The sequence below is a fragment of the Noviherbaspirillum aerium genome, from assembly GCF_008929045.1.
Taxonomy (GTDB): domain Bacteria; phylum Pseudomonadota; class Gammaproteobacteria; order Burkholderiales; family Burkholderiaceae_D; genus Noviherbaspirillum; species Noviherbaspirillum aerium.
The window spans coordinates 84,696-106,997 of record NZ_VFAH01000003.1 but is presented as its reverse complement, the minus strand read 5'-3'; the positions used below and the strand labels follow the sequence as shown (position 1 = coordinate 106,997).

The window sequence follows — 22,302 nt, the reverse complement described above, 5'->3', positions numbered from 1 at the left end:
TTGCGTTACTGTGGGATGTTCGGTGCCCGGGCTGGCTGCGGGCTGCCGGCATGCGAGGATTTCAGGAACTGTTCGATTGCGTCGACAAGGCGCTCCGGCTCGACCGGTTTGCTGACATAGCCGTCGAATCGGGCGGCCGGCGGTTTCTGCAGGTCTTCCGCCATGGCTAGCGCAGTCACCGCAATGGCGAGGATCGAAGCCAGGGTTCCCTCCGACTTGAGTATGGCAATCACGCCATAGCCATTCAACCCGGGAGGTTGAACGTTGCAGATGATCGGGTCCGGGCGTTCGCGCCGTGCGTCTGCCAGGCTGCTCAGGCCGTCGTGCGCGGTCATGGCCTGGTTTCCAACTGCGTTGGGCAGATAGACCGTCAGTCCCATGCTGGCAGGGTTGTCGTCGATGTCAGGGATGCAGTTGTTCAATCAGACGACTCCATGCCAGATGCCGGACAGGCGTCGCGAGAATCGCCGCAGGTCTGCTGCGGTTCATCGGGATGGAGCCTGAACCAATCGCCGCAATGCGATGCATGCGGTCCATGCAGATCATGGTGCCCATGGATCCGGTCGTGCAGCTGGCAGCGGGCCGGCATCCCGTCCGGCATGCAATCCAGCAGGTCATGGAATTTTGCTTCAAGTAATGTGGCGTCGCGCCTGACCTTCAGTTCCGTGACGTCTTTCTGGCTGCTCAATACATAAGCGAACGCGCCGTTGTCCGCATGAACCGCCTTGCTTGGAATGTCGACGTGAATGAAAGCGACGCTCCTGGTCCTGCGCACCGGCTCGTAGCAGTATCCGCCGGCCGGTTTCAGCAATGCCAGTGAATGCAATTGCCCGTCATGAAGCTCCTGCGGCATGAGCAACTCATGCAGCCGTTGTCCGCTTGCTTCCATGCTGCCATAGCCGCATACCTGTTGGGTAGCCTTTGTCCAATGTGCAATTCTCCCCTCGGGTGTCAGAACGACGACCGCGTCCAGAATTTCTTGCAACACCAGTTCATTGAAATCCATCGGCAAAAATTTGCAATCTTTTCGAGTAGTGAGACCCCGGGCAATGCTACCGGCTGAAGACAAATGCGTGACAGAAAATCGCTGCCGTTTGACTACGATCACTTGTTATAAAAATAGTGCAAAAAAATATTTTGAACGTAACAATTAACTGCAAAACACCTCTTCCGCTCCGGCCGGAAAACAAGCCCGATTTGTTTCATGGAGCGAGCCGAACAGGCATCGGAATGCCGCTCACGCACTGACCTGCACTTGCCATTTTGCGTTCATTACTTTTTACGTTACGATACGGGTCTGCGCCGATTTGTTCTGATTGCGGGCGCCCGGGTAGAGTCCCATGACAAATGCTGCTAAAACGGTTTTGTGTTCCGACCCGTTTTTGCGCAAGCCAAGCGGGTTTTTTTACGCCATGACCGACACAAAAAAATACGGTTTCACCACCAGCATCCTGCATAGCGATCGCCAGAAGCCGATCGAACACGGCTCACTGCACAAGCCGATCCACACCTCGGTTACTTACGGTTACCGCGATGCGCGCCAGCTGGCCGAAGTCTTCCAGGGCAAGCAGCCCGGATACCGCTATGGCCGCCAGGGTAATCCCACGGTGGCGGCGCTGGAAGACAAGGTCACCAAGATGGAGCAGGGGCTGGCCACGATCTGCTTTTCAACCGGCATGGCGGCTATCGGCGCGGTGGCCCAGGCCTTGCTGCGTGAAGGCGACCATGTCGTGTCCTCGGCTTTCCTGTTCGGGAACACCAACAGCCTGTGGCAGACGGTGAACGGCCAGGGCGTCAAGGTTTCCATGGTCGATGCGACCGATGTGAAGAATGTCGAGGCGGCGCTGACGCCATCGACCCGCATCGTATTTGTGGAGACGATCGCCAATCCCCGCACCCAGATCGCCGATCTCAAGCGCATCGGTCAGCTGTGCCGGGACCGCGGCATCCTCTATGTGGTCGACAACACGATGACGTCGCCTTATCTATTCCGGCCGAAGATGGTAGGCGCGGGTCTGGTCGTCAATGCGCTGACCAAGTCAATCGGTGGCCATGGCAATGCGCTGGGCGGGAGCCTGACCGACACCGGACTCTATGACTGGACCAGGTTCCCAAACATCATTGAAACCTACAAGAAGTACACGCCGAGCCAGTGGGGCATGGCTCAGATCCGTGCGAAGAGCCTGCGCGATTTCGGCGGCACGCTCGGGCCGGAAGCCGCGCACCATATTGCGGTCGGTTCTGAAACCATGGCTTTGCGCCTGGAGCGCGAATGCGCGAATGCGCTTGCGCTGGCGCGCATGCTGGAAGCCGACGAGCGTGTTGCGGCGGTCTATTATCCTGGCCTGGCATCCCATCCGCAGCACGCCATCGCGAGCGAACTGTTTTCCGGCTACGGCAGCCTGTTCAGCTTCGAGCTCAAGGAAGGCATCGACTGTTTCGATTACCTGAACCGCCTAAAGCTTGGCATCCCGGCGAGTAATCTCGGCGACACGCGGACGCTGGTCATCCCGGTCGCCCACACCATCTTTTATGAGATGGGCCCGGAGAGGCGTGCCAGCATGGGCATCGCCGAATCGCTGATCCGCGTGTCGGTCGGCATCGAGGATACCGAAGACCTGCTCGACGATTTCCGGCAAGCCCTCGATGCCTGACGGCGATCAGGCGCGCCGTTCAGGCTCTGCCGTCCGAGGCCGATATCCGGGAGGGAGGAGCGAATGCCACGTCTTCCTTGCGGAACAGAGCCGAGTTCGGGCTAAATGATCTTGCCGGCGGTAACCCTGTCGAAGGTTTTCGCATGCCGCTGCGGACGATGGTTTTTCAGCATCTCGACCAGGGCGGCCGGTTCCTCCGCATGAACGAGCAGCTCGGCTTGCTCGCGGCGCAGGAAGCGTTCGTTGATCACATGATCGAGGAAGCCGATCAGGCCATTGTAAAAGCCATTGACGTTCAGCAGGCCGATCGGCTTCTCATGAAAACCGAGCTGTGCCCAGGTAAAGACTTCGAACAGTTCTTCGAGGGTGCCGATACCACCGGGCATGGCGATGAATCCCGCCGACAGCTCCGCCATCAGCGCCTTGCGCTCGTGCATGTCCTTGACGATATGCAGGCGCGTCAGTCCGCCATGGCCGACTTCCTTGTCCATCAGCGCCTTGGGAATGACGCCGGTTGCTTCGCCGCCAAGACGCAGCACTTCGTCCGCGATCACGCCCATCAGGCCGACATTGCCGCCGCCGTAGACCAGGGCGATATTATTGTCGACCATGGTCCTGGCGAGCAGGCGGGCGCCGTCCGCGTACACGGGGGAAGCGCCAACGGATGAACCGCAATAGATACAAATTGATTTCATAGAGGCCAGGGCTATCAGATGCGCCGCGCGTGGCGGAGCAATACAGGAAAAATCAACGGGAATCCGAGTATACCGGGAGTCGCGTTGGCGATGCGGGTCCGTTGACGGAAAGCGCCATGCGGCTGCGGCCATGGCGGGAGTGCGCCGCAGCCGCCTACTTCAGCTTCTGCAGATATTCGTCAGCGAGCCTGTTGAACATGACGCGGGTTTCGCCGCGCAGATAGGGAACGATTTGCGACAGGACCTGGTAGCAGCCCCGCGCCAGGGCTTCCGCCATGACTTCCTGTTCGGTGTACTTGCGAGGATTGCGCACGTATTCATAGGAGAGCCAGTAAGTGGCCACCACGACCATGTTGGTCGCCAGGGTCTCGATTTCCCGGTCCGTGGCCTCAAGCGCCTGGTCCGCGCGCAAGCCGGTGCACAATTGCTGGGCAACCTGGATCTCGTGCGTCAGTATCTGCTTGAAATGCAGTTCGAGCTTGCGGTTGCGCGACAGCAGATCGCTCAGGTCGCGATAGAAGAACCGATAGCGCCAGACCAGTTCGAACATCAGGTGCAGGTACTGCCACACATCTTCCACGGTCGGGCGGCGGTCGGCCGGCACGGCCAGCATGCGGCTGATCTCGGTTTCGAACTGGGCAAACAGGGAATTGACAATGTCATCCTTGTTGCGGAAATGGTAGTACAGATTGCCGGGCGAAATCTCCATTTCCTCGGCAATCACGGTCGTGGTGATGTTCGGTTCCCCGAAGTCGTTGAAGAGCCGCAAGGACAGTTCGAGGATCCGCTCACGCGTGCGTCGAGGGGCTTTTGGTTGCATGAGCGCTGGCTCCCATTTCCTGTGTTCATTTCGCGGCAAGGATAACACCGTTGATGCCTTCCGGATAAGCAGCCGGCCCGGAAGTCGCGATGCCCTGGTGCCGCTTGGCATCCGGGAGAGGGAGCGGGAGAAATCCGGGACGCGGAATGGCCAGGATCGCGGAAGCAGCGGCTCTACCGCCGACGGTTTGCGGCGCAGCGCTTCAGGGGCTCACTTCTTTGGAAGGATGACCGTATCGATCTCATGGATGACGCCGTTGTCCGCCATCATGTCGCTCTGGATCACGTTGGCATTGTCTATCGTCACCTTGCCGTTGTCGGAGGTCAATGTCACTTCTTCGCCTTGCACGGTCTTTACCTTGCCCGGCTTGACATCGGCAACCGTGATCTTGCCGGGAACGATGTGATAGCTCACCAGTTCAGCCAGCTTTTCCTTGTCTTTCATCAGGGTCCGCAAGGTGTCGGGCGGAAGCTTGTTGAATGCCGAATCGGTTGGCGCGAATACCGTATAGGGGCCGGAATTTTTCAGCGTGTTCGCCAGGCCGGCGGTCTGAGCCGCAGCGATGAAGGTCTTGAACGTGGCGCCGGTGGAGGCGGTCTCCACCAGGTCCGAGGCGTATGACGTATTTCCAAACGACAGGACGATACCGGATGCGATGGCAGCGATCGAACGCTTCATGTGTAACTCCTTGTGGTGAGGCAATGAATAGGTTCCGCGCGGCATTGAAGCTACCGCTGCGTTGGCGGTGATCGCGTCTTGTCATTCTGTTTTCGGAAAGCCGGAAAAGTTCCGGTGCCGAAGCCCGACTTCCTGCAGGGGCAGCTCATTGCCTGCCGCAGGAGGGCGGCGGGGCGCGCCGCCATCGAGGCTATGCCGTACTTTGCTGAAGGCCGGGGACGGCGAGGATTTCGCGAACTACCGTTGCCTGGACGCGGGGATCAAGGGCGAGGGCGACATGACCGATCGCATGAAACTCGATATTGACGGCGCCTTCGAGACGCGACGAGGTTTGCGGCGAGATGATGTTGTCGTGATGCGAGTAGATGGAAACGAACAGTCGGTAAATGCGTTCGCCTTCTCCTGCGGCCAGTTGGCGCAGCCAGTCGCTTGCCACGCCTCCCTGCTCGGCGGCAGTCCAGCACATCTGCTGCGTGTTGAGGCCGATCCCGAAATGCGCCAGGGCAGTGCCGTGGTGCGGTGTGCCCAGCGTAACCGCCCTGGCGATTCGGCGCTGGCCATGAGCGCGCATATAGGCCCGCACCGCCAGTCCTCCCATGCTATGGCCCACAACCACCACCTGGGTATGCCCGGTATCGCGGCACAATGCTTCGATCGCATCATGAATGAGTGCGGCGTACTCATCGATGCTGCAGACGATGGGCTCCATGTCAATTGCCTGGTGCGCAATGTGCGCATTGAACAATGCCTTGCTCATGCCATGCCAGTAACCGCTGTTGCATCCATAGCCATGAACGAGCAGGACCGGCAATCCCCGCGGCTGTACCGGCATGCGCCGCCAGAAGCGCCTGAACGGCATGCTCCATGACGAACTCAGCATGGTGGCGCGGTATTCGCCCAGCAGCAGGCGGCAGAAGGCGAGCGGTCCGATCCGATATCGTTCCGGAAGCTTGCTGCGCGTACGAGCGGCAAGCCGGAAATTGTTTGCCGCGATCACGAAGCGAACCGCCAGTGCGAAGCAAAATGCGAAGAGCAAAGCGGCCGGCCAGCTCCAGTGCAGTATGCCGGCCAGACATCCGGCAATCGCAATGATCGCGATAAACTGAACGAGGAGAATGAATTTACAGATGCGTGCAACCATGGCTTAACAGAACGAATTCGCGAATGACGAGCCGGTTTTGAGGATGGAGCGACGCATTGGGTTGATCTTGTCAATAAGCTGGCGCGTAATGCGGGCGATGCGTCCAGTTCACCGGAAGCGTGCGGTATGCCGCGGTCGGCTCTGTCGGCATGATATCGGTTGACGGCGTCTGGCAGCCGCCATCAACCGGATAGACAGTGTCGATACGCGCTCCCCGGCAGGAGTGGCACGAGTGGCAGGAGGAAATTACGGATCGCGACAGACAGGGAATGCTGCCGCGCCGCACGCAGTCCCGTGGCTATGCGGCGGCCTCGACTTGTGCCGGCTTGTCCGCCACCCGCACAATGCGCGTGCCGCTGATCCTGTCATGGAGAAACTGCCGCTGCGGATCGAGATAAGCCGTCAGTGCCCAGAGAACGACGTTGATCATGGGAACCACCAGCAGCATCCATGTTTTTGCGTTCAGCGCCCATGCTGCGGCAAGACCGGGCAATATCCACATCCATGACAGAAGATAGCGGCCCAACGCCCTTTTGTAGCCGAGCGCATCACCGGACGTTGTGACGACCCTCAGACGCCAGGTTTTCATTGCGAGGGTTTGTCCGCCGTGAGTCCAGAACCAGACAAAATACAGGCAGATCACGACGAACAGCCAGTCCTGCAGCATGTTGCGCAGATAGAGTGCGTGCTTCTGTTCAAGCAGCGTGGAGAACAGCCATCCTGCAACGAACACCACCCCGAACAGCAGCATGGTTTCATAGACCATGCTGGCAAGGCGACGTCTCAGTGAGGGCGGGTTCAAAGAAGTGGGCATCGTAACAGGCGGCATTTCTGAGTTGTTATTTGGATGGAATGGCGACTGGTGAAATTGCGGACTGGCCTGTGACTTTCGGTGTCACCGATTGTTCATGCACCGGTTTCGGCGCAGCCTTGATGGGAGGAAGCGTGGTGCTGGCATTGCGTTGAACGCTGGGCGAGGGAAGCGTGGTGACCCGCTTCCTGGCGGCAGGGGTGTCAGCCAGTTCCTTCTTCTGCTCTTCCGGCAACTGCTGATACTTTTCCCATTGCTCGTTTTTCTGGCCCGAGCCCAGTGTCTTGGCTCGCGTGTAATTGGCGCGCGCGGTGCGCCGCTCTTCCGGTGTCAGCCTGACCCAGTCACGCATGCGTTCCTGCACACGTTGCTGCTCATCCGGTTTCATGGCGGCGAACTTGTTGCCGATGGCCAGCCATTTATTCTTGCGAAAACCATCCAGCTGGTTCCATTCCGCGGCCAGAGGGGAGAGGGCCTGTTGCTGCGCCGGCGTCAGCTCGGTCCACAGCGGGCGCGTATTGGGCTGTTGCCTAGTCGCGGCGGATGAACCTGCTGCGGGTACAGCGGTCGCAGGCGATGCCGAAGAGGCAGGAGGTGCGGAAGCATTCAATGTTGCTGCACCGGCCAGGGTGGCGATCATGCTGCATGATAAGCATGCGGCCCGCAGGATACGGATGCCCGATAACGACAGTGTCTGCGGCATATCCATGACTTACTCGCCCCGCTTTGCCAGGAAGGTGTTGAAACCCTGGTCAAGATAGGCGGAAATCGGCAGTTCGTCGGCAAGCATTTCGGCATCGAGCTCGGCCGTGTCGCTGATTCTGCGCTGCTGCTCGAACTGATAGATGCCGGCCAGACCGACCGCTACCGCGATCAGCGGCACGGCAAGCCCCATGCGTCCCAGCCATGCCAGGCGGCCACCCGAGACGTGGGTTGCGCCCCGGGAGGCGAGAACAGGGCGCGTAAATAATGCGCGCAGCGCCGATTCCTGCTTTTTCCGGGATACGGCCGCCTTGCGCGCGGCAGCCAGCCGATCGGCGGTCGACCGCGGCAGATGATCGAGGTTTTCATTGAGCGCGTGACGAATTTTGTACGCGAAATTGAGTTCTCTGGTGTTCATAAGGTAATTCCCTTTGCGCGCAGCGCCTGGGCCAGGGTATGTGTCGCCCGAGAGCAGTGTGTCTTGACGCTGCCTTCCGAGCAGCCCATTGCCGCAGCGGTTTCGGCGACATCCATATCCTGCCAATAACGCATCAGAAATGCCTCTCGTTGACGCCCGGGGAGCTTTTGAATTTCCTGGTCTATGACTGCGAGCACCTGTTCACGTTCGATTTTGTCCGCGCTGGACTCCGCCGCCTCGGTGCCTTCCTCGGCCTCGTAGGTTTCCAGAATGTCGAAGTTGTCAGAATCCTCGGTTTCCCTTCCCAGCGACGAGAACAGGCTGACCCAGGTATCGCGCACCTTCTCACGCCTGAAGTAGTCATGGATCGTGTTTTGCAGGATACGCTGGAACAGCAGGGGCAGTTCGGCGGGAGGTTTGTCGCCGTACTTTTCAGCCAGCTTGATCATTGCATCTTGAACAATATCAAGTGCCGATTCATCCTTGCGTACCGCGTATACGGCTTGTTTGAAGGCCCGGCGTTCCACGCTTTCGAGGAAGTCGGAAAGTTCTTTTTCAGTTGCCATCAGGGAGGCGGAGCATTTTTTCTGTATGCCTGAATAGGTGGAGCGGAACGTGGCGGCAAATTGCGGGCAGACGATGTGAAAACAGTGCGCATGTTAACAAAAGCGCGCGTAATTGTGCATGGTTTTTGTGAAAACCGCTTGATTTCTAACGGATTTAATGCAATTTAGCTTGACCAAAAGAGTGCGAGCCATTAACGTATCACTCCCTTCCCATCTTGAAGGATAGTCTGTTCGCGCGGCCCATGATGCCGCCTCCCGATCAGACGCGCTTTACTTTTAAAAGCTGTTTGCTCTAACCCACGCCACAAGCGTGAGAAAACCGTAGCGGTACTCCAGATTCCCCGGCTGAACGAGTCGCGTTAAGCGGCATTTTGAATCGCATCTACTGGTGCGCAACGAAATGGCGTGACCGCACAAAGAAGGGACGCCCAGGCGCTGTTGTCACGCACGATTTCGCAGGAGAGAGCATCCGATCAATCTCCAATGGACCTTGAAAGGAACCTGGCAATGAGTAGCAATGAAATCACCGGCGCGGAGATGGTCGTCCGCTGCCTGGCGGAAGAGGGCGTCGAACACGTGTTCGGTTATCCCGGCGGCGCGGTTCTCTACATCTACGACGCCATCTTCAATCAGAACAAATTCCAGCACATACTGGTACGTCATGAGCAGGCTGCGATCCATGCGGCCGATGCCTATTCCCGCAGTTCGCAGAAAGTCGGCGTCGCCATCGTGACTTCCGGCCCCGGTGTCACCAATGCCGTCACCGGCCTGGCGACCGCCTACATGGATTCGATCCCGATGGTGATCATTTCCGGGCAAGTGCCGTCGCATGCGATCGGCCAGGATGCGTTCCAGGAGTGCGACACGGTCGGCATCACCCGCCCGTGCGTCAAGCACAACTTCCTCGTCAAGGATGTCAAGGATCTTGCGGAGACGATGAAGAAGGCTTTCTTCATCGCCACCACCGGCCGTCCCGGCCCGGTACTGGTCGACATTCCCAAGGACATCACGATGCACAAGGCTGCATTCGAGTATCCGAAAGAACTCGAGATGCGCTCCTACAAGCCGGTAGACAAGGGCCATGCGGGCCAGATCCGCAAGGCCGTGCAGCTGCTGCTGTCGGCCGAGCGTCCGATGATCTATACCGGCGGCGGCGTGATCCTCGCCAATGCCTCCAACGAGCTCAACAAGCTGGTCGACAAGCTGGGCTATCCCTGCACCAATACCCTGATGGGGCTTGGCGCATATCCCGCTTCCAGTGACAAGTTCGTCGGCATGCCCGGCATGCATGGCACCTATGAAGCCAACATGGCCATGCAGCACTGCGACGTGCTGATTGCCATTGGCGCGCGCTTCGACGACCGCGTGATCGGCAATCCCAAGCACTTCGCGACACATCCGCGCAAGATCGTTCACATCGACATCGATCCCTCTTCGATCTCCAAGCGCGTCAAGGTGGACATTCCCATTGTCGGCAACGTCAAGGACGTGCTGGTCGAACTGCTGTCGCAGCTCGATGCCGCCGAAGCCAAGCCGAATGCGCAGTCACTGGCAGCCTGGTGGCGCCAGATCAACGAGTGGCGCGGCCGCGAATGCCTGAAATTCGCGCCGTCGAACGAAGTCATCAAACCGCAGTCCGTGGTGCAGAAAGTGTGGGAGGTCACCAAGGGCGACGCCTTCATTACTTCCGATGTCGGCCAGCACCAGATGTGGGCCGCGCAATACTACGGCTTCGACAAGCCGCGGCGCTGGATCAACTCCGGCGGCCTTGGCACCATGGGCGTCGGCCTGCCTTACGCAATGGGTGTGCAGATGGCCAACCCGGGCGCCACGGTGGCATGCATCACCGGCGAGGCATCGATCCAGATGTGCATCCAGGAACTCGCCACCTGCAAGCAGTATCACCTGACACCCAAGATCATCCTGCTCAACAACCGCTTCCTCGGCATGGTTCGCCAGTGGCAGCAGATCGATTACGGCTCCCGCTATTCCGAGTCGTACATGGATTCCCTGCCGGACTTCAACAAGCTCGCAGAATCCTTCGGCCATGTCGGCATGAAGATCGAAAAACCGGGCGATGTTGACGGGGCGCTGCGCGAAGCCTTCGGCATGAAAGACCGGCTGGTATTCATGAACTTCATTACCGACCAGACCGAGAATGTCTGGCCGATGGTGAAGGCTGGCAAGGGCCTGACTGAAATGCTGCTGGGTTCGGAGGATCTGTAATGCGCCATATCATTTCCGTATTGCTTGAAAACGAAGCGGGCGCGTTGTCCCGCGTGGTCGGCCTGTTTTCGGCCCGCGGCTACAACATTGAAACCCTGACCGTGGCGCCGACCGAGGATGCGACATTGTCGCGCATGACCATCGTCACCAGCGGATCGGATGACGTGATCGAACAGATCACCAAGCATCTCAACCGCCTGATTGAAGTGGTCAAGGTTGTCGATCTGACCGAAGGCGCGCATATCGAGCGTGAACTCATGCTCATCAAGGTGCGCGCCGTCGGCAAGGAACGCGAAGAAATGAAGCGTACCGCGGATATCTTCCGCGGCCGCATCATCGATGTCACCGAGAAGACTTACACCATCGAACTGACGGGTAACAAATCGAAGCTCGATGCCTTCATTGAATCGATCGACCGCACCGCGATCCTGGAGACTGTCCGCACGGGCGGCTCCGGCATCGGCCGCGGCGAGCGCATTCTTAAAGTCTGACACTGCACACCAAACAAAACTATATAACCTGTTAGGAAGATCCATGAAAGTTTTCTACGATAAAGACTGCGACCTGTCCCTCATCAAAGGCAAGAATGTCACCATCATCGGTTACGGTTCGCAGGGCCATGCCCACGCTCAAAACCTGAACGATTCCGGCTGCAAGGTTACCGTTGCACTGCGCAAGGGCGGCGCTTCCTGGGAAAAGGCAAAGAATGCCGGCCTGAACGTCATGGAAGTCAATGAGGCGGTCAAGGCTGCCGACGTCATCATGATCCTGCTGCCGGATGAAAACATCGCCCAGGTCTACAACGAAAACGTCGCACCGAACGCCAAGCAGGGTGCAGTGCTCGCATTCGCGCACGGCTTCAACGTCCATTACGGCCAGGTCGTTCCCCGTGCCGACCTCGACGTCATCATGGTTGCACCGAAAGCGCCGGGCCACACCGTGCGCGGCACTTACACCCAGGGCGGCGGCGTGCCGCACCTGATCGCGGTTTATCAGGACAAGTCCGGCAGCGCCCGCGACATCGCCCTGTCGTATGCAATGGCCAACGGCGGCGGCCGTGCCGGCATCATCGAAACCAATTTCCGTGAAGAGACCGAGACCGATCTGTTCGGCGAGCAGGCAGTTCTGTGCGGTGGTACCGTCGAACTCATCAAGGCAGGTTTCGAAACACTGGTCGAGGCCGGCTATGCTCCGGAAATGGCTTACTTCGAATGCCTGCACGAACTGAAGCTGATCGTTGACCTGATTTATGAAGGCGGCATCGCCAACATGAATTACTCGATCTCGAACAATGCAGAGTATGGCGAGTACGTCACCGGCCCGCGCGTTGTTACCGAAGATACCAAGAACGCAATGCGTCAGTGCCTGAAGGATATCCAGACCGGCGAATACGCAAAGAGCTTCATCCTTGAAAACAAGGCTGGCGCCCCGACACTGATTTCCCGTCGCCGCCTGACTTCGGAGCACCAGATCGAGCAAGTCGGTGAAAAGCTGCGCGCGATGATGCCCTGGATCAAGAAGAACAAGCTTGTCGACCAGACCAAGAACTAAGTTGTAACATTGCTTACGAGCGGCAAACAATCAATGCGCCGCGGATAGGTAGAATGCAGGGGCTGCACATGTGTGCAGCCCTTTTTTATTGCCGGAGATATTTGAATGCGCCGTGTACTGACCGGAGTTCTGCTGACTTCAATCGCTATTCATGCGCTGCCCGTTCATGCGCAAGCTGCCATGCCAGCGGCATCCGCGGCGCCGGCGGCTGCACAAACGAGCGGCACGCTGGTCATCGTGCCCGCGTTTGGAGAGGTGCGCCACGCGAATGACGAGGCCCGGGTAAGCTTCATGATTGAAGAACAGGACAAGGACAAGTCTGCGGCGGCATCGCGCGTCAATCTCAAGATGAAGCAGGGCATGGAAATCTTGCGCAAGGAGGATGCCAGGGCCGAATTGAAGACCGGCGGCTACTATACCTACCCGGTCTACGCGGATGAGGGACAGCCCAGGCCCTTAACCAAACCGCGTCAGGCAATCGGCTGGCGTGTCGGCCAGTATCTCGAAGTAACCACCTCCAGTCTTGCGGAGCTGCCGCGGACAGTCGCAGCCGCCCAGAAGGTTCTCGCCCTGAGCGGCCTGCAATTCACCCTGAGTCCCGCTACCAATCGCAAGCTGGAGGAGGAGCGCATTGCCGCCGCATACGCAAACCTGACCGACCGCATTGCAGCGGTTGCCAAAGCCATGGGGCGCAATGTGTCGGATGCGGTGCTGGATACCGTGGATTTCGAAGCGTCGGGCGCTTTTGCCGAGCGTTCGGACATGCGCATGGCCAAGCCCATGAGTGTGGGGGCAGCCGCACCTGCGGCAGTGGAAGAACCGAGTTTCGAGCCAGGGGAAACGGTGCTGAATTCGCGCGTGGTGGGGAAGGTGCGTTTCAAATAATGCCGCTCCCGGTGCATGACATGCTTGAAGAAAAGTCCATCCGGAGTTGAGCTGCGGGGAGGAACTGTCCAAAGTCCGATTCCATCGGACAGGGCGCAAGCATGTCAAGGGGTTACATTTGGTAGCGGCTCGTCTAGAATAGCCACGCGCTTGCTTATAGGGAATGCCTGTCTCATCAGGCAATTTCCCGGCAGGACGCCAGTCATCGTGACAGTCATTGATGGAGTAGGCTTGTATTCGCCTCAGCAGCGAGGCGCGGAGCAGTCCGGACAGCGACGCGATGCGGCAACGACGCCGAAGACTTGTCGGCATTTTTATTCATAGATACGGAACCAGCATGGCAACCTTCAATCGTCGCAAGGCGAAGGGCGGCGCCGGGATATTCCCGAAGGCGCGCTTTAACAAACGGAGCTTGCACCATGCCATCGGTCGCGGCACCGCCGATGGCGAATCGTCTTTGCCTCCGCCCCGGCGGCGGGGCATTTATCTGCTGCCGAACGCATTTACCACTGCCAATCTTTTTTGCGGTTTTTTTGCCATCGTGATGGCAATGAATCTCAAGTTCGACTATGCGGCAGTGGCGATTTTTGCCGCCATGCTGCTCGACAGCGTGGATGGCAGGGTGGCACGCCTCACCAATACGCAAAGCGAATTCGGAGCGCAATATGACAGCCTTGCCGACATGCTTTCCTTCGGAGCGGCTCCTGCGCTGGTCGTGTATGAATGGTCGCTGCGCGGAATGGGCAAGCTCGGCTGGCTTGCCGCATTTGTTTATTGCGCGGGTGCGGCACTGCGTCTGGCACGTTTCAATACCAATATCGGCGTCGTGGACAAGCGGTATTTCCAAGGCTTGCCTAGTCCTGCCTCCGCGGCCCTGGTAACCGGGTTCATCTGGTTGATGCATGATCTGGGCTTTGCCGGCACCGATCTGGCATGGTATGCCTGGACCATCACCCTGTATGCCGGGCTGACGATGGTAACCAATGTGCCATTCTATAGTTTCAAGGAAATCAACTTCCGCAAGTCGGTTCCCTTTATCGCCATCTTCCTTATCGTGCTGGTTTTCGTGCTGATTTCAAGCGACCCGCCCAAAGTGCTGTTTGGCATGTTTGTGCTGTATGGTCTGTCCGGATACGCGGTTTACTTCTGGCGCCTGTTCAAAGGCAAGCCGGTCAGCATCGTGCAGACTTCCGAGGCGGAAACGCCGGATATCAAGGATTAAACGCCGGAGTAATGTGCTGCGGCTCGATGATGCGGACGGAGAGGCAGGCCTCTGATGTATGCCTTCCAACCCCGTTTACCGCTTAAAAACATGACATGGCGACGCGGAAATCCGCTTATTGCGCTTTCGAGAGAATCCGCTTATAGTTTTTTGCATGTTCCGCGAAAGCCACATTTCTGCATTCGCCTTGTCCGGCAGCCTGCCTGGCCTGCTGCGTCTACTAGTGCGCTAAAGCGCACCGACTCCCAACTCTTACAAGTCATGCAGTCCCGACCCATGGTGTTCCGCGATGGGAGCTGAGATGAAGATGGCGATTGCGATGACCTTTTTCCAATGACCCCCACAGGAGTGCAGCATGGCCGATAAGCTGATTATTTTTGATACGACCTTGAGAGACGGCGAGCAGTCGCCAGGCGCGTCGATGACCAAGGACGAGAAAATCCGCATCGCCAAACAGCTGGAGCGCCTGCGTGTTGATGTCATCGAGGCCGGTTTTGCGGCAGCGTCGCCAGGCGACTTCGAATCGATCAAGGCCATCGCCGGTACGATCAAGGAATCCACGGTCTGTTCGCTGTCGCGTGCGAATGACCGTGATATTTCGCGTGCCGCGGAAGCCCTGGCTCCCGCAGAGCGCAAGCGGATCCATACCTTCATCGCGACTTCGCCATTGCATATGGAAAAGAAGCTGCGCATGACGCCCGAGCAGGTACTGGAGCAGGCAAAACTTGCAGTACGGTTCGCGCGCCAGTTCACCGACGATGTGGAGTTCAGCCCGGAAGACGGCAGCCGTTCGGACATGGACTTTCTCTGCAAGGTGATTGAATCCGTGATCAACGAGGGTGCGCGCACCATCAATTTCGCGGATACCGTCGGTTATGGCGTGCCTGAACTGTATGGACAGATGATCAAGACGCTGCGAGAGCGCATCCCGAATTCCGACAAGGCGGTCTGGTCTGTTCATTGTCACAACGACCTCGGCATGGCCGTGGCGAATTCGCTGGCCGGCGTGGTCATCGGCGGTGCCCGCCAAGTGGAATGCACGATCAATGGCCTCGGCGAGCGGGCCGGCAACACGGCACTGGAAGAGGTCGTGATGGCGGTGCGTACCCGCCGCGACCATTTCGGACTGGACCTGTCGATCGATACTTCGCAAATCGTTCCCGCTTCCAAGCTGGTTTCCCAGATCACCGGGTTTGCGGTGCAGCCCAACAAGGCAGTGGTCGGCGCCAATGCCTTTGCACACGCCTCCGGCATTCACCAGGACGGCGTGCTCAAGGCGCGGGATACCTATGAAATCATGCGGGCTGAAGACGTGGGCTGGACAGCCAACAAGATTGTTCTTGGCAAACTGTCTGGCCGCAATGCATTCAAGCAACGTCTCGAGGAACTCGGTATTGAACTGGAATCGGAGACGGAGATCAACGCCGCCTTCTCCCGGTTCAAGGAACTGGCGGACCGCAAGTCGGAGATCTTCGATGAAGACATCATTGCCGTCGTCGCGGACGAACAGCATTCCCATGACAATGAGTTCTATCGCTTCGTCTCGCTTGCCCAGCGTTCCGAGACCGGTGAACGACCCAGCGCCAAGGTGGTTTTCACGATGAACGGCAAGGAACTGAGCTGCACGGGCGAGGGCAATGGGCCGGTTGATGCGACGGTCAACGCGATTGAAACGGAAGCCAAGAGCGGAGCGGAACTCCTCCTGTTCTCGGTGAACGCCATTACCACCGGTACGCAGTCGCAGGGTGAAGTGACGATGCGTCTTTCCAAATCGGGCCGCATCGTCAACGGCATCGGTGCGGATCCCGACATCGTCGTCGCTTCTGCAAAGGCTTATCTGTCGGCTCTCAACAAGCTGCATTCGAAAGCCGAAAGGCTCAATCCGCAGCTCTAAGGGCATCAGGACCTCAACGTGGAATCGCCGGCAGTGCCGGCGTTTTTCATGCGGGTTATGAATGTGATGCCATCGTGGCAATATTTGGGAAAGGTCAGCGCAAGCCGCCGAATGCGAATGGAAGACGCCTGTCCGGATCAAATCTCGGATCAGGGCCGTTCATCATCTGCTGTACAACGCCGCTCCGGTCAAAATGCACATGCATGAGCGAATTCCAGACATTGCTCTCCTTGTAAGGATAGGACCAGACTTCAAGATCGCGCAGCGGGAGATACGACGTGTCGCTGGGTGCTCCTATGGTCCGCAGTACGGTGTCCTTCGTTGCCTTGCCAACCTCGATTGATGCAAATTTCTCGCTGGTCAGCACCTGTTCAAACGATTTCACCCTGCCTGTCGCATCAAGCCGGGCCATGTAAGTCCGCTGCCCCCATGGACCCTGCATGTATTCATAGATCTCTTCGTTTCCGTCCCTGTAGCGGTGGGTGGGGTGCCCGCGTTTCGCCACCAGATCAGACGCGCTATCGCCGGCATTGACCGCAGGCGGAATGAGGGAGGCACATCCGCTCATTGCCGCCAGCATGCCCAGAATGCCCATGGCAAGCATATGCCTGCATGCAGTCGAGTTCGCCATTTTCTTCAGGAAATACATGATGACTTACCTAAGTATTTGAATTAAGGGGCCAATTCCGCTATACTTCGCGTCTTGGTTTTTTTGACCAAGTTTATTTCAAAAATGTTCACGGTGCGTCGGGGTTGCGACTCTGTGCACCGCATGTGAAAGGTAAGTCATGACAGTAGAAAACATCAACAAGGCCGCAATCATCGCGGACAACGCCCGCGGCACAAACGACACAGGTTCTCCGGAAGTGCAGGTTGCGCTCCTGACAGCCCGCATCAACGAACTGAACGGCCACTTCAAGGCCCACAGCAAGGATCACCACTCCCGCCGTGGCCTCATCATGATGGTTAATCGCCGTAAGCGTCTGCTGTCCTACCTGAAGACCAAGGATGCAAATCGCTATCGCGCTCTTATCGAGAAGCTCGGTCTGCGTAAGTAAACTCTTGCGATATTCGCGAGTTTGACTGGAAAAATGCCTGCGTCAGTCTCTGATGCAGGCATTTTGCCATTTGGCGATTCCTGTTTCGTGATTTCATGCAGTAAAGATGGCGTGTCATGCGTGACGGGTCATCCGTGGTGAGGTGAACGACAGCGCCTGAAAATCTGTCGGCAAAAATAGAAAGGAAACACCGTGTTCAACAAAGTTACCAAGACCTTCCAGTATGGGCAGCATACGGTCACGCTCGAAACCGGCGAAATTGCGCGCCAGGCTTCCGGTGCCGTGATGGTGTCGGTGGAAGACACCGTCGTGCTGGCCACCGTGGTCGCTCGCAAGGATGCGAAGCCCGGCCAGGATTTCTTCCCGCTGACTGTCGATTATGTCGAAAAGAGCTACGCCGCAGGCCGTATCCCTGGCGGCTTCTTCAAGCGCGAAGGCCGTCCGTCGGAAAAGGAAACCCTGACTTCCCGCCTGATCGATCGCCCGATCCGCCCTCTGTTCCCGGAAGGCTACCTGAATGAAGTGCAGGTCATCGTGCATGTCCTCTCGGTGAATCCTGAAATCGATCCCGACATCCCGGCAATGATCGGCGCATCTGCCGCCATCAGCGTCGCCGGCATTCCTTTCAGTGGTCCGCTCGGCGCCGCGCGCGTGGGCTATATCGACGGCCAGTACGTACTCAACCCGACTTCTTCCCAGATGCCCAAGTCGCAGATGGATCTCGTCGTCGCCGGTACTGAACAGGCTGTGCTGATGGTGGAGTCCGAAGCCAATCAGCTGTCCGAGGAAGTCATGCTCGGCGCCGTGGTGTACGGCCATGAACAGATGAAGGCAGTGATCGATGCGATTCACGAACTCGTTCGCGACGGCGGCAAGCCTGAAGTGCAGTGGGCGCCCGCGCCGAAGAACGAGGCATTGATCGCCCGTGTCACCGAACTGGCCGAAGGCAGGCTGCGCGAGGCGTACCAGATCAAGGACAAGCAGGCGCGTACAGCCAAGCTGAACGAAGTATCTGCTCAGCTCGGCGCCGCTCTAGCGGAGCAGGCCGCAGCAGCGGGCCAGGCAGCGCCGGACTCCGCGGAAGTCGGCAGCATTCTGTTCGACTTGGAAGCGCGCATCGTCCGCTCCCAGATTCTCGAAGGCGAGCCGCGCATCGACGGCCGGGATACGCGCACTGTGCGTCCGATCAGCATCCGCAACAGCGTGCTCCCGCGCACCCACGGATCGGCACTGTTCACGCGCGGCGAAACGCAGGCGCTTGTCGTCGCAACGCTGGGCACGGCTCGCGACGAGCAGAAGATTGATGCGCTCATGGGCGAGTACTCGGACCGCTTCATGCTTCACTACAACATGCCCCCGTTTGCTACCGGTGAAACCGGGCGCGTTGGTACGCCGAAGCGGCGCGAGATCGGCCACGGCCGTCTTGCCAAGCGTGCGTTGCAGGCAGCGCTGCCTTCTCCCGAAGAGTTCAGTTATTCCGTGCGTCTGGTTTCCGAAATCACCGAATCCAACGGCTCATCCTCGATGGCATCGGTGTGCGGCGGCTGCCTCGCGCTGATGGATGCGGGCGTGCCGATGAAGGCGCATGTCGCCGGCATCGCGATGGGCCTGATCAAGGAAGGCAGCAAGTTCGCCGTCCTGACGGACATCCTTGGTGACGAAGATCATCTGGGCGACATGGATTTCAAGGTGGCCGGCACGGCAAACGGCATCACCGCGCTGCAGATGGACATCAAGATCCAGGGCATCACCAAGGAAATCATGCAGGTTGCGCTGGCGCAGGCGAAAGAAGGCCGCATGCATATTCTGGCCAAGATGCAGGACGCACTGCCGACCGGCAAGTCCGAACTGTCGGACTTCGCTCCGCGCCTGATCACCATCAAGATCAACCCGGAGAAAATCCGTGACGTGATCGGCAAGGGTGGCGCAGTCATTCGTGCACTGACCGAAGAAACCGGTACCCAGATCGATATCAGCGATGAAGGTGTCGTGACCATTGCCTCCGTGGATGCGGCGGCCGGCCAGGAAGCAAAGCGTCGCATCGAGGAACTGACTGCCTCGGTGGAAGTCGGCAAGAGCTACGACGGTGTAGTGCTCAAGCTTCTCGACTTCGGCGCGATCGTACAGGTCATGCCGGGCAAGGACGGCCTGTTGCATATCAGCCAGATCGCCAACGAGCGTGTCAATGCAGTTGCAGACTATCTGAAAGAGGGACAGCAGGTTCGCGTGAAGGTCCTGGAAACGGATGATCGCGGCCGCCTTAAACTGTCGATGAAGGCCGCAGCAGCGGAAGAGTCAGGTGCTGCACAACAACAACAGCAACAGCAGTAAGCACGATTCAAAGTGCCATGACTATGGCACTGTGTCTCATTGCAGAAACCGCCCGTGACGATAGTCCGGGCGGTTTTTTTATAGCAGTCGCTTGCCGCGGCAAGGGTTCTGTCTTGCATGGCCGTGCCAGCGATAGAGATAACGTCGCCTCTTGCTTCGCATGCGGCGAGCCGGTTCTGGAAATTCTGCAACGCCGATGCCTGGCTAGAGCGTTTTCGCCCTGACCGGCGGCAATCTGTCCGGAATCGGCAGGCGGGTCAGGGTGAAACCGCTCTAGCTTGACTGCATCATGTTTTTCTTCAGCCAGTGGACGCGTGATAAGGGCTCGTCAAGCAATGACGTTTCCTGGTCATTTGCGGCTGGCACTGAAAAGAACTGGAAGGCATTTCTGCCACGCTCCTTTGCCCGGTACATCGCATTGTCCGCATTCTTGATGAGTGCGGGACCACTGCTCCCGTCGTCCGGGTAAATGCCAATGCCAATGCTGACGCTGATTCGGCATTCCTTGCCTTCGGCCGTGATGGGAAGCGATGCGGCGTTCAGCAGCTTCTGCGCGATATCGGCGGCATGGCGGCTGTCATCCAGATCCTCGATCAGCACGTAGAATTCGTCGCCGCCCATGCGGGCAATCTTGTCTGTCTCGCGCAGGCAAGCGCGCATGCGTTTGGAGACTTCCCGCAATACATGATCGCCTGCTTCATGCCCCATCGTGTCATTGATTTCCTTGAACCTGTCCAGATCGAGAAAGAGGACGGCAAATCGCCGTCCATACCGTTGTGCGTTGCGCAAGGCGTTGTCGAGGTAATCCTTGAAGAGGAAGCGGTTGGGCAGGGAAGTCAAGCCGTCGTAATGAGCGAGGTAGCGGATTCTCTCTTCAGAAGCGCGGCTCTCCATCGCAATCCCGGCCAGATGCGTGCAGATATTGAACAGGCGCAGATCCTGAATGCCTGGTGCAGTCTCATGGCGAAAGTAAAGGGCAAAGCTGCCGAGAATCGTATGATTCTTTCCAAATATGGGCCAGGAGGTACAAGCTTTCAGCCCGTGTCGAAGTGCAAGCGACTTGTTCGGTTCCCATAGTGGATCACTGGCAATGTCGGTCACCATGACAGGTTGAGATCGATATACGGCGGTGCCGCATGAGCCTCCGGCGGGACCAACCACGATCTTGCCGAGGCCGTCGATGTACGCAGGCGGAAGACTGGGCGCAACACAGTTCTCAAGTAGGGTCCGGTCGGCATTTGCCTGCAGTATCGAGCAGAGGCCCTGATCGGAGTGTCGCTCGACGAAGCAGGCCAGTTCATGAAGAATGTCCGGAAGTTCCGCTCCGGTCGCGATCATGTTCAGTATGCGGTTCTGGCCGATTTGAAGGGACTCTGCATGCTTGCGTTGCGTAATGTCCCTCACCACTACCTGCAGCGCGGGTGCGCCGTTGTAGCTCAACTGTCTGATGCCAATTTCGGCATTGAACGGCGTGCCGTCCGCCTTTATCCATATCTGCTCGACAAACGGGATATCGTCTGTATCGGCCTTTGATGGAACCGCGCTTTGGGCAAAAAGGGCATGAAAGTCATGATGAATGAAATCCGTCACGCTGCGTCCGAGGAGATCTGCAGCCAATTGACTGCCTGCTAGAAGACGTGCGCCTGCGCGGTTGAGCATGGCCAGGCGGTTGTTCTGACATACCAGAATAGCTTCCGGTGACAAGTCCACCAGTTGCTGATAGCGCATCGCCTCGCGCTTGAGCTCGGATATGTCCCGGATAAACACGGTAAAGACCGGATTGTCTTCGACACTCAGGGGAACGACAGTCATTTCCACGCTGAGAGCCGTTCCGTTTGCATGCATTGCGGTCACTTCCATGCGGCGATTGAGCAATGCGCTTTTTCCAATGGTCCGGCACTTTTCTAGTTCCTGCTCGTGCTTTTCGCGCCACGGCCTTGGAATGAGAACCTCCGGGAGCCGTCGGCCAATTACCTCACTGCTTCGGTAGCCGAAGGTTTGTTCGGCAGCGTTGTTGAAAGTGAGGATCTCCCCCATATGGTTGATAGAGATGATGCAATCGGGCGCCGCAGTGAGAATGGCCGTCGGAATTTTTTCCTCGTTGCCTGCGCCGCCTGGATTGGTTTTGTTTGTCAGCGATTGCATTCCGCGGAGCGCCAGGGTGCCTGTGAGGCGTACCGTGTGTCCATGTTCATTCCTCTCAAGAATACGGCTGTTCAGTTCCATCCAGCGCCATTCGGGCTTGTTGTCAATCGCTATGCGGAACGAAACTTTGCATGTTTCAGCCTGATTTCCGTTGTTGCGCAGAACAGCATGCAAATGTTTGCAAAAGGCGGCTTGGTCTTCCGGATGTAGCAGCGAGGGCAGGATGGTCATGCACCATGGTCGAGATACCTGTGCAATATCTATTGCATGCAGGCTCTCCAATTGGGGAGTAATCACTAGATGGTTAGTGCCGATGTCCCACTCAAAGGCAAACTGGCGGCATGACACTTGTATTGCCTGCGCCAGAGCGCATTGGAGAATGGCCAGCGGAGTGTCGGCCGGCTGTCCTGCGGCTTCAGTGATTTTGCAAGTGGAATCCTGCATGTTTGCCTGCGTGAAATGTTATTGCACTTTGGAAATAAGAACTTGGCGTTAAGTTCAACTT

The 22,302-nt window shown here is 58.0% G+C and carries 21 protein-coding genes; 9 read left to right on the top strand and 12 right to left on the bottom strand.

The genetic code is table 11. The features are described 5' to 3' along the window. Positions 1-5 precede the first annotated feature (5 nt). Positions 6-422, bottom strand: coding sequence for a response regulator (locus FH061_RS06345; protein WP_151634153.1), 417 nt, complete (start codon positions 420-422; stop codon positions 6-8). Further along, positions 419-1,108, bottom strand: coding sequence for a PAS domain-containing protein (locus FH061_RS06340; protein ID WP_151634151.1), 690 nt, complete (start codon positions 1,106-1,108; stop codon positions 419-421). Before FH061_RS06340 ends, FH061_RS06345 begins: the two co-directional genes overlap by 4 nt. 304 nt (positions 1,109-1,412) lie before the next feature. On the opposite strand from FH061_RS06340, the gene FH061_RS06335 reads away from it, so the two are divergent. After that, a complete protein-coding gene (locus FH061_RS06335; RefSeq protein WP_151634149.1) occupies positions 1,413-2,654 on the top strand; it encodes a cystathionine gamma-synthase family protein in 1,242 nt (413 codons plus the stop codon). Between the two features lie 101 nt (positions 2,655-2,755). Here FH061_RS06335 and FH061_RS06330 read toward each other — a convergent pair whose 3' ends face one another. From FH061_RS06330 to FH061_RS06295, 8 genes are all read right to left on the bottom strand, one after another. Beyond that, positions 2,756-3,349, bottom strand: coding sequence for an LOG family protein (locus FH061_RS06330; protein ID WP_151634147.1), 594 nt, complete (start codon positions 3,347-3,349; stop codon positions 2,756-2,758). Positions 3,350-3,503: 154 nt separating this feature from the next. Continuing rightward, positions 3,504-4,169 (bottom strand): TetR/AcrR family transcriptional regulator, encoded by a 666-nt coding sequence (locus FH061_RS06325; RefSeq protein WP_151634145.1) that lies wholly within the window; start codon positions 4,167-4,169, stop codon positions 3,504-3,506. 210 nt (positions 4,170-4,379) lie between these two features. Then, complete coding sequence (locus FH061_RS06320; RefSeq protein ID WP_151634143.1) at positions 4,380-4,847, bottom strand: fasciclin domain-containing protein; 468 nt, start codon at positions 4,845-4,847, stop codon at positions 4,380-4,382. A 190-nt stretch (positions 4,848-5,037) separates the two neighbouring features. Then, positions 5,038-5,883, bottom strand: a complete 846-nt coding sequence (locus FH061_RS06315; RefSeq protein WP_318840958.1) for an esterase/lipase family protein — start codon at positions 5,881-5,883, stop codon at positions 5,038-5,040. Positions 5,884-6,286: 403 nt separating this feature from the next. Next, complete coding sequence (locus FH061_RS06310) at positions 6,287-6,754, bottom strand: RDD family protein (RefSeq protein WP_404822427.1); 468 nt, start codon at positions 6,752-6,754, stop codon at positions 6,287-6,289. Positions 6,755-6,827: 73 nt separating this feature from the next. After that, entirely contained in the window at positions 6,828-7,439 is a 612-nt protein-coding gene (locus tag FH061_RS06305; protein WP_225984512.1) for a DUF3106 domain-containing protein, read from the bottom strand. Positions 7,440-7,511: 72 nt separating this feature from the next. Next, complete coding sequence (locus FH061_RS06300) at positions 7,512-7,919, bottom strand: DUF3619 family protein (RefSeq protein WP_151634135.1); 408 nt, start codon at positions 7,917-7,919, stop codon at positions 7,512-7,514. Continuing rightward, positions 7,916-8,485: an RNA polymerase sigma factor gene (locus FH061_RS06295; RefSeq protein WP_151634133.1), complete on the bottom strand. Its 570-nt coding sequence runs from the start codon at positions 8,483-8,485 to the stop codon at positions 7,916-7,918. The genes FH061_RS06300 and FH061_RS06295 overlap by 4 nt, the downstream gene beginning before the upstream one ends. 507 nt (positions 8,486-8,992) lie before the next feature. Between FH061_RS06295 and FH061_RS06290 the strand changes: the two genes are divergently transcribed. The 6 genes from FH061_RS06290 to FH061_RS06265 all read left to right on the top strand — a co-directional run bounded on the left by FH061_RS06290 (position 8,993) and on the right by FH061_RS06265 (position 16,263). Then, the gene (locus FH061_RS06290; RefSeq protein ID WP_151634131.1) at positions 8,993-10,711 is read left to right on the top strand and encodes an acetolactate synthase 3 catalytic subunit; all 1,719 of its coding nucleotides are present in this window, start codon (positions 8,993-8,995) and stop codon (positions 10,709-10,711) included. Next, positions 10,711-11,202, top strand: a complete 492-nt coding sequence (gene ilvN, locus FH061_RS06285; protein WP_119738913.1) for an acetolactate synthase small subunit — start codon at positions 10,711-10,713, stop codon at positions 11,200-11,202. The genes FH061_RS06290 and ilvN overlap by 1 nt, the downstream gene beginning before the upstream one ends. A gap of 43 nt (positions 11,203-11,245) precedes the next feature. Continuing rightward, positions 11,246-12,262, top strand: a complete 1,017-nt coding sequence (ilvC, locus tag FH061_RS06280; protein ID WP_151634129.1) for a ketol-acid reductoisomerase — start codon at positions 11,246-11,248, stop codon at positions 12,260-12,262. Between the two features lie 105 nt (positions 12,263-12,367). Next, positions 12,368-13,147 (top strand): SIMPL domain-containing protein, encoded by a 780-nt coding sequence (locus FH061_RS06275; RefSeq protein WP_151634127.1) that lies wholly within the window; start codon positions 12,368-12,370, stop codon positions 13,145-13,147. Positions 13,148-13,484: 337 nt separating this feature from the next. Further along, positions 13,485-14,369, top strand: coding sequence for a CDP-diacylglycerol--serine O-phosphatidyltransferase (gene pssA / locus FH061_RS06270; RefSeq protein WP_151634125.1), 885 nt, complete (start codon positions 13,485-13,487; stop codon positions 14,367-14,369). A 355-nt stretch (positions 14,370-14,724) separates the two neighbouring features. Continuing rightward, complete coding sequence (locus FH061_RS06265) at positions 14,725-16,263, top strand: 2-isopropylmalate synthase (RefSeq protein ID WP_151634123.1); 1,539 nt, start codon at positions 14,725-14,727, stop codon at positions 16,261-16,263. Positions 16,264-16,357: 94 nt separating this feature from the next. Here the strand turns inward: FH061_RS06265 and FH061_RS06260 are convergent, their stop codons facing one another. Beyond that, entirely contained in the window at positions 16,358-16,912 is a 555-nt protein-coding gene (locus FH061_RS06260) for a hypothetical protein (protein ID WP_225984511.1), read from the bottom strand. 139 nt (positions 16,913-17,051) lie between these two features. On the opposite strand from FH061_RS06260, the gene rpsO reads away from it, so the two are divergent. Next, on the top strand, positions 17,052-17,321 hold the full coding sequence (rpsO, locus tag FH061_RS06255; protein ID WP_151634121.1) for a 30S ribosomal protein S15: 270 nt from the start codon (positions 17,052-17,054) through the stop codon (positions 17,319-17,321). Between the two features lie 192 nt (positions 17,322-17,513). Continuing rightward, complete coding sequence (pnp, locus tag FH061_RS06250) at positions 17,514-19,652, top strand: polyribonucleotide nucleotidyltransferase (protein ID WP_151634119.1); 2,139 nt, start codon at positions 17,514-17,516, stop codon at positions 19,650-19,652. A gap of 273 nt (positions 19,653-19,925) precedes the next feature. Here pnp and FH061_RS06245 read toward each other — a convergent pair whose 3' ends face one another. After that, positions 19,926-22,241, bottom strand: a complete 2,316-nt coding sequence (locus FH061_RS06245) for a diguanylate cyclase domain-containing protein (RefSeq protein WP_151634117.1) — start codon at positions 22,239-22,241, stop codon at positions 19,926-19,928. Positions 22,242-22,302: the final 61 nt, after the last annotated feature.

Coding starts and splice junctions, on each gene's coding strand:
- FH061_RS06335 (WP_151634149.1), top strand. CDS start 1,413: ATGACCGACACAAAAAAATACGGTTTCACCACCAGCATCCTGCATAGC.
- FH061_RS06330 (WP_151634147.1), bottom strand. CDS start 3,349: ATGAAATCAATTTGTATCTATTGCGGTTCATCCGTTGGCGCTTCCCCC.
- FH061_RS06325 (WP_151634145.1), bottom strand. CDS start 4,169: ATGCAACCAAAAGCCCCTCGACGCACGCGTGAGCGGATCCTCGAACTG.
- FH061_RS06320 (WP_151634143.1), bottom strand. CDS start 4,847: ATGAAGCGTTCGATCGCTGCCATCGCATCCGGTATCGTCCTGTCGTTT.
- FH061_RS06310 (WP_404822427.1), bottom strand. CDS start 6,754: ATGGTCTATGAAACCATGCTGCTGTTCGGGGTGGTGTTCGTTGCAGGA.
- FH061_RS06305 (WP_225984512.1), bottom strand. CDS start 7,439: ATGATCGCCACCCTGGCCGGTGCAGCAACATTGAATGCTTCCGCACCT.
- FH061_RS06300 (WP_151634135.1), bottom strand. CDS start 7,919: ATGAACACCAGAGAACTCAATTTCGCGTACAAAATTCGTCACGCGCTC.
- FH061_RS06295 (WP_151634133.1), bottom strand. CDS start 8,485: ATGGCAACTGAAAAAGAACTTTCCGACTTCCTCGAAAGCGTGGAACGC.
- FH061_RS06290 (WP_151634131.1), top strand. CDS start 8,993: ATGAGTAGCAATGAAATCACCGGCGCGGAGATGGTCGTCCGCTGCCTG.
- ilvN (WP_119738913.1), top strand. CDS start 10,711: ATGCGCCATATCATTTCCGTATTGCTTGAAAACGAAGCGGGCGCGTTG.
- ilvC (WP_151634129.1), top strand. CDS start 11,246: ATGAAAGTTTTCTACGATAAAGACTGCGACCTGTCCCTCATCAAAGGC.
- FH061_RS06275 (WP_151634127.1), top strand. CDS start 12,368: ATGCGCCGTGTACTGACCGGAGTTCTGCTGACTTCAATCGCTATTCAT.
- pssA (WP_151634125.1), top strand. CDS start 13,485: ATGGCAACCTTCAATCGTCGCAAGGCGAAGGGCGGCGCCGGGATATTC.
- FH061_RS06265 (WP_151634123.1), top strand. CDS start 14,725: ATGGCCGATAAGCTGATTATTTTTGATACGACCTTGAGAGACGGCGAG.
- FH061_RS06260 (WP_225984511.1), bottom strand. CDS start 16,912: ATGTATTTCCTGAAGAAAATGGCGAACTCGACTGCATGCAGGCATATG.
- rpsO (WP_151634121.1), top strand. CDS start 17,052: ATGACAGTAGAAAACATCAACAAGGCCGCAATCATCGCGGACAACGCC.
- FH061_RS06245 (WP_151634117.1), bottom strand. CDS start 22,241: ATGCAGGATTCCACTTGCAAAATCACTGAAGCCGCAGGACAGCCGGCC.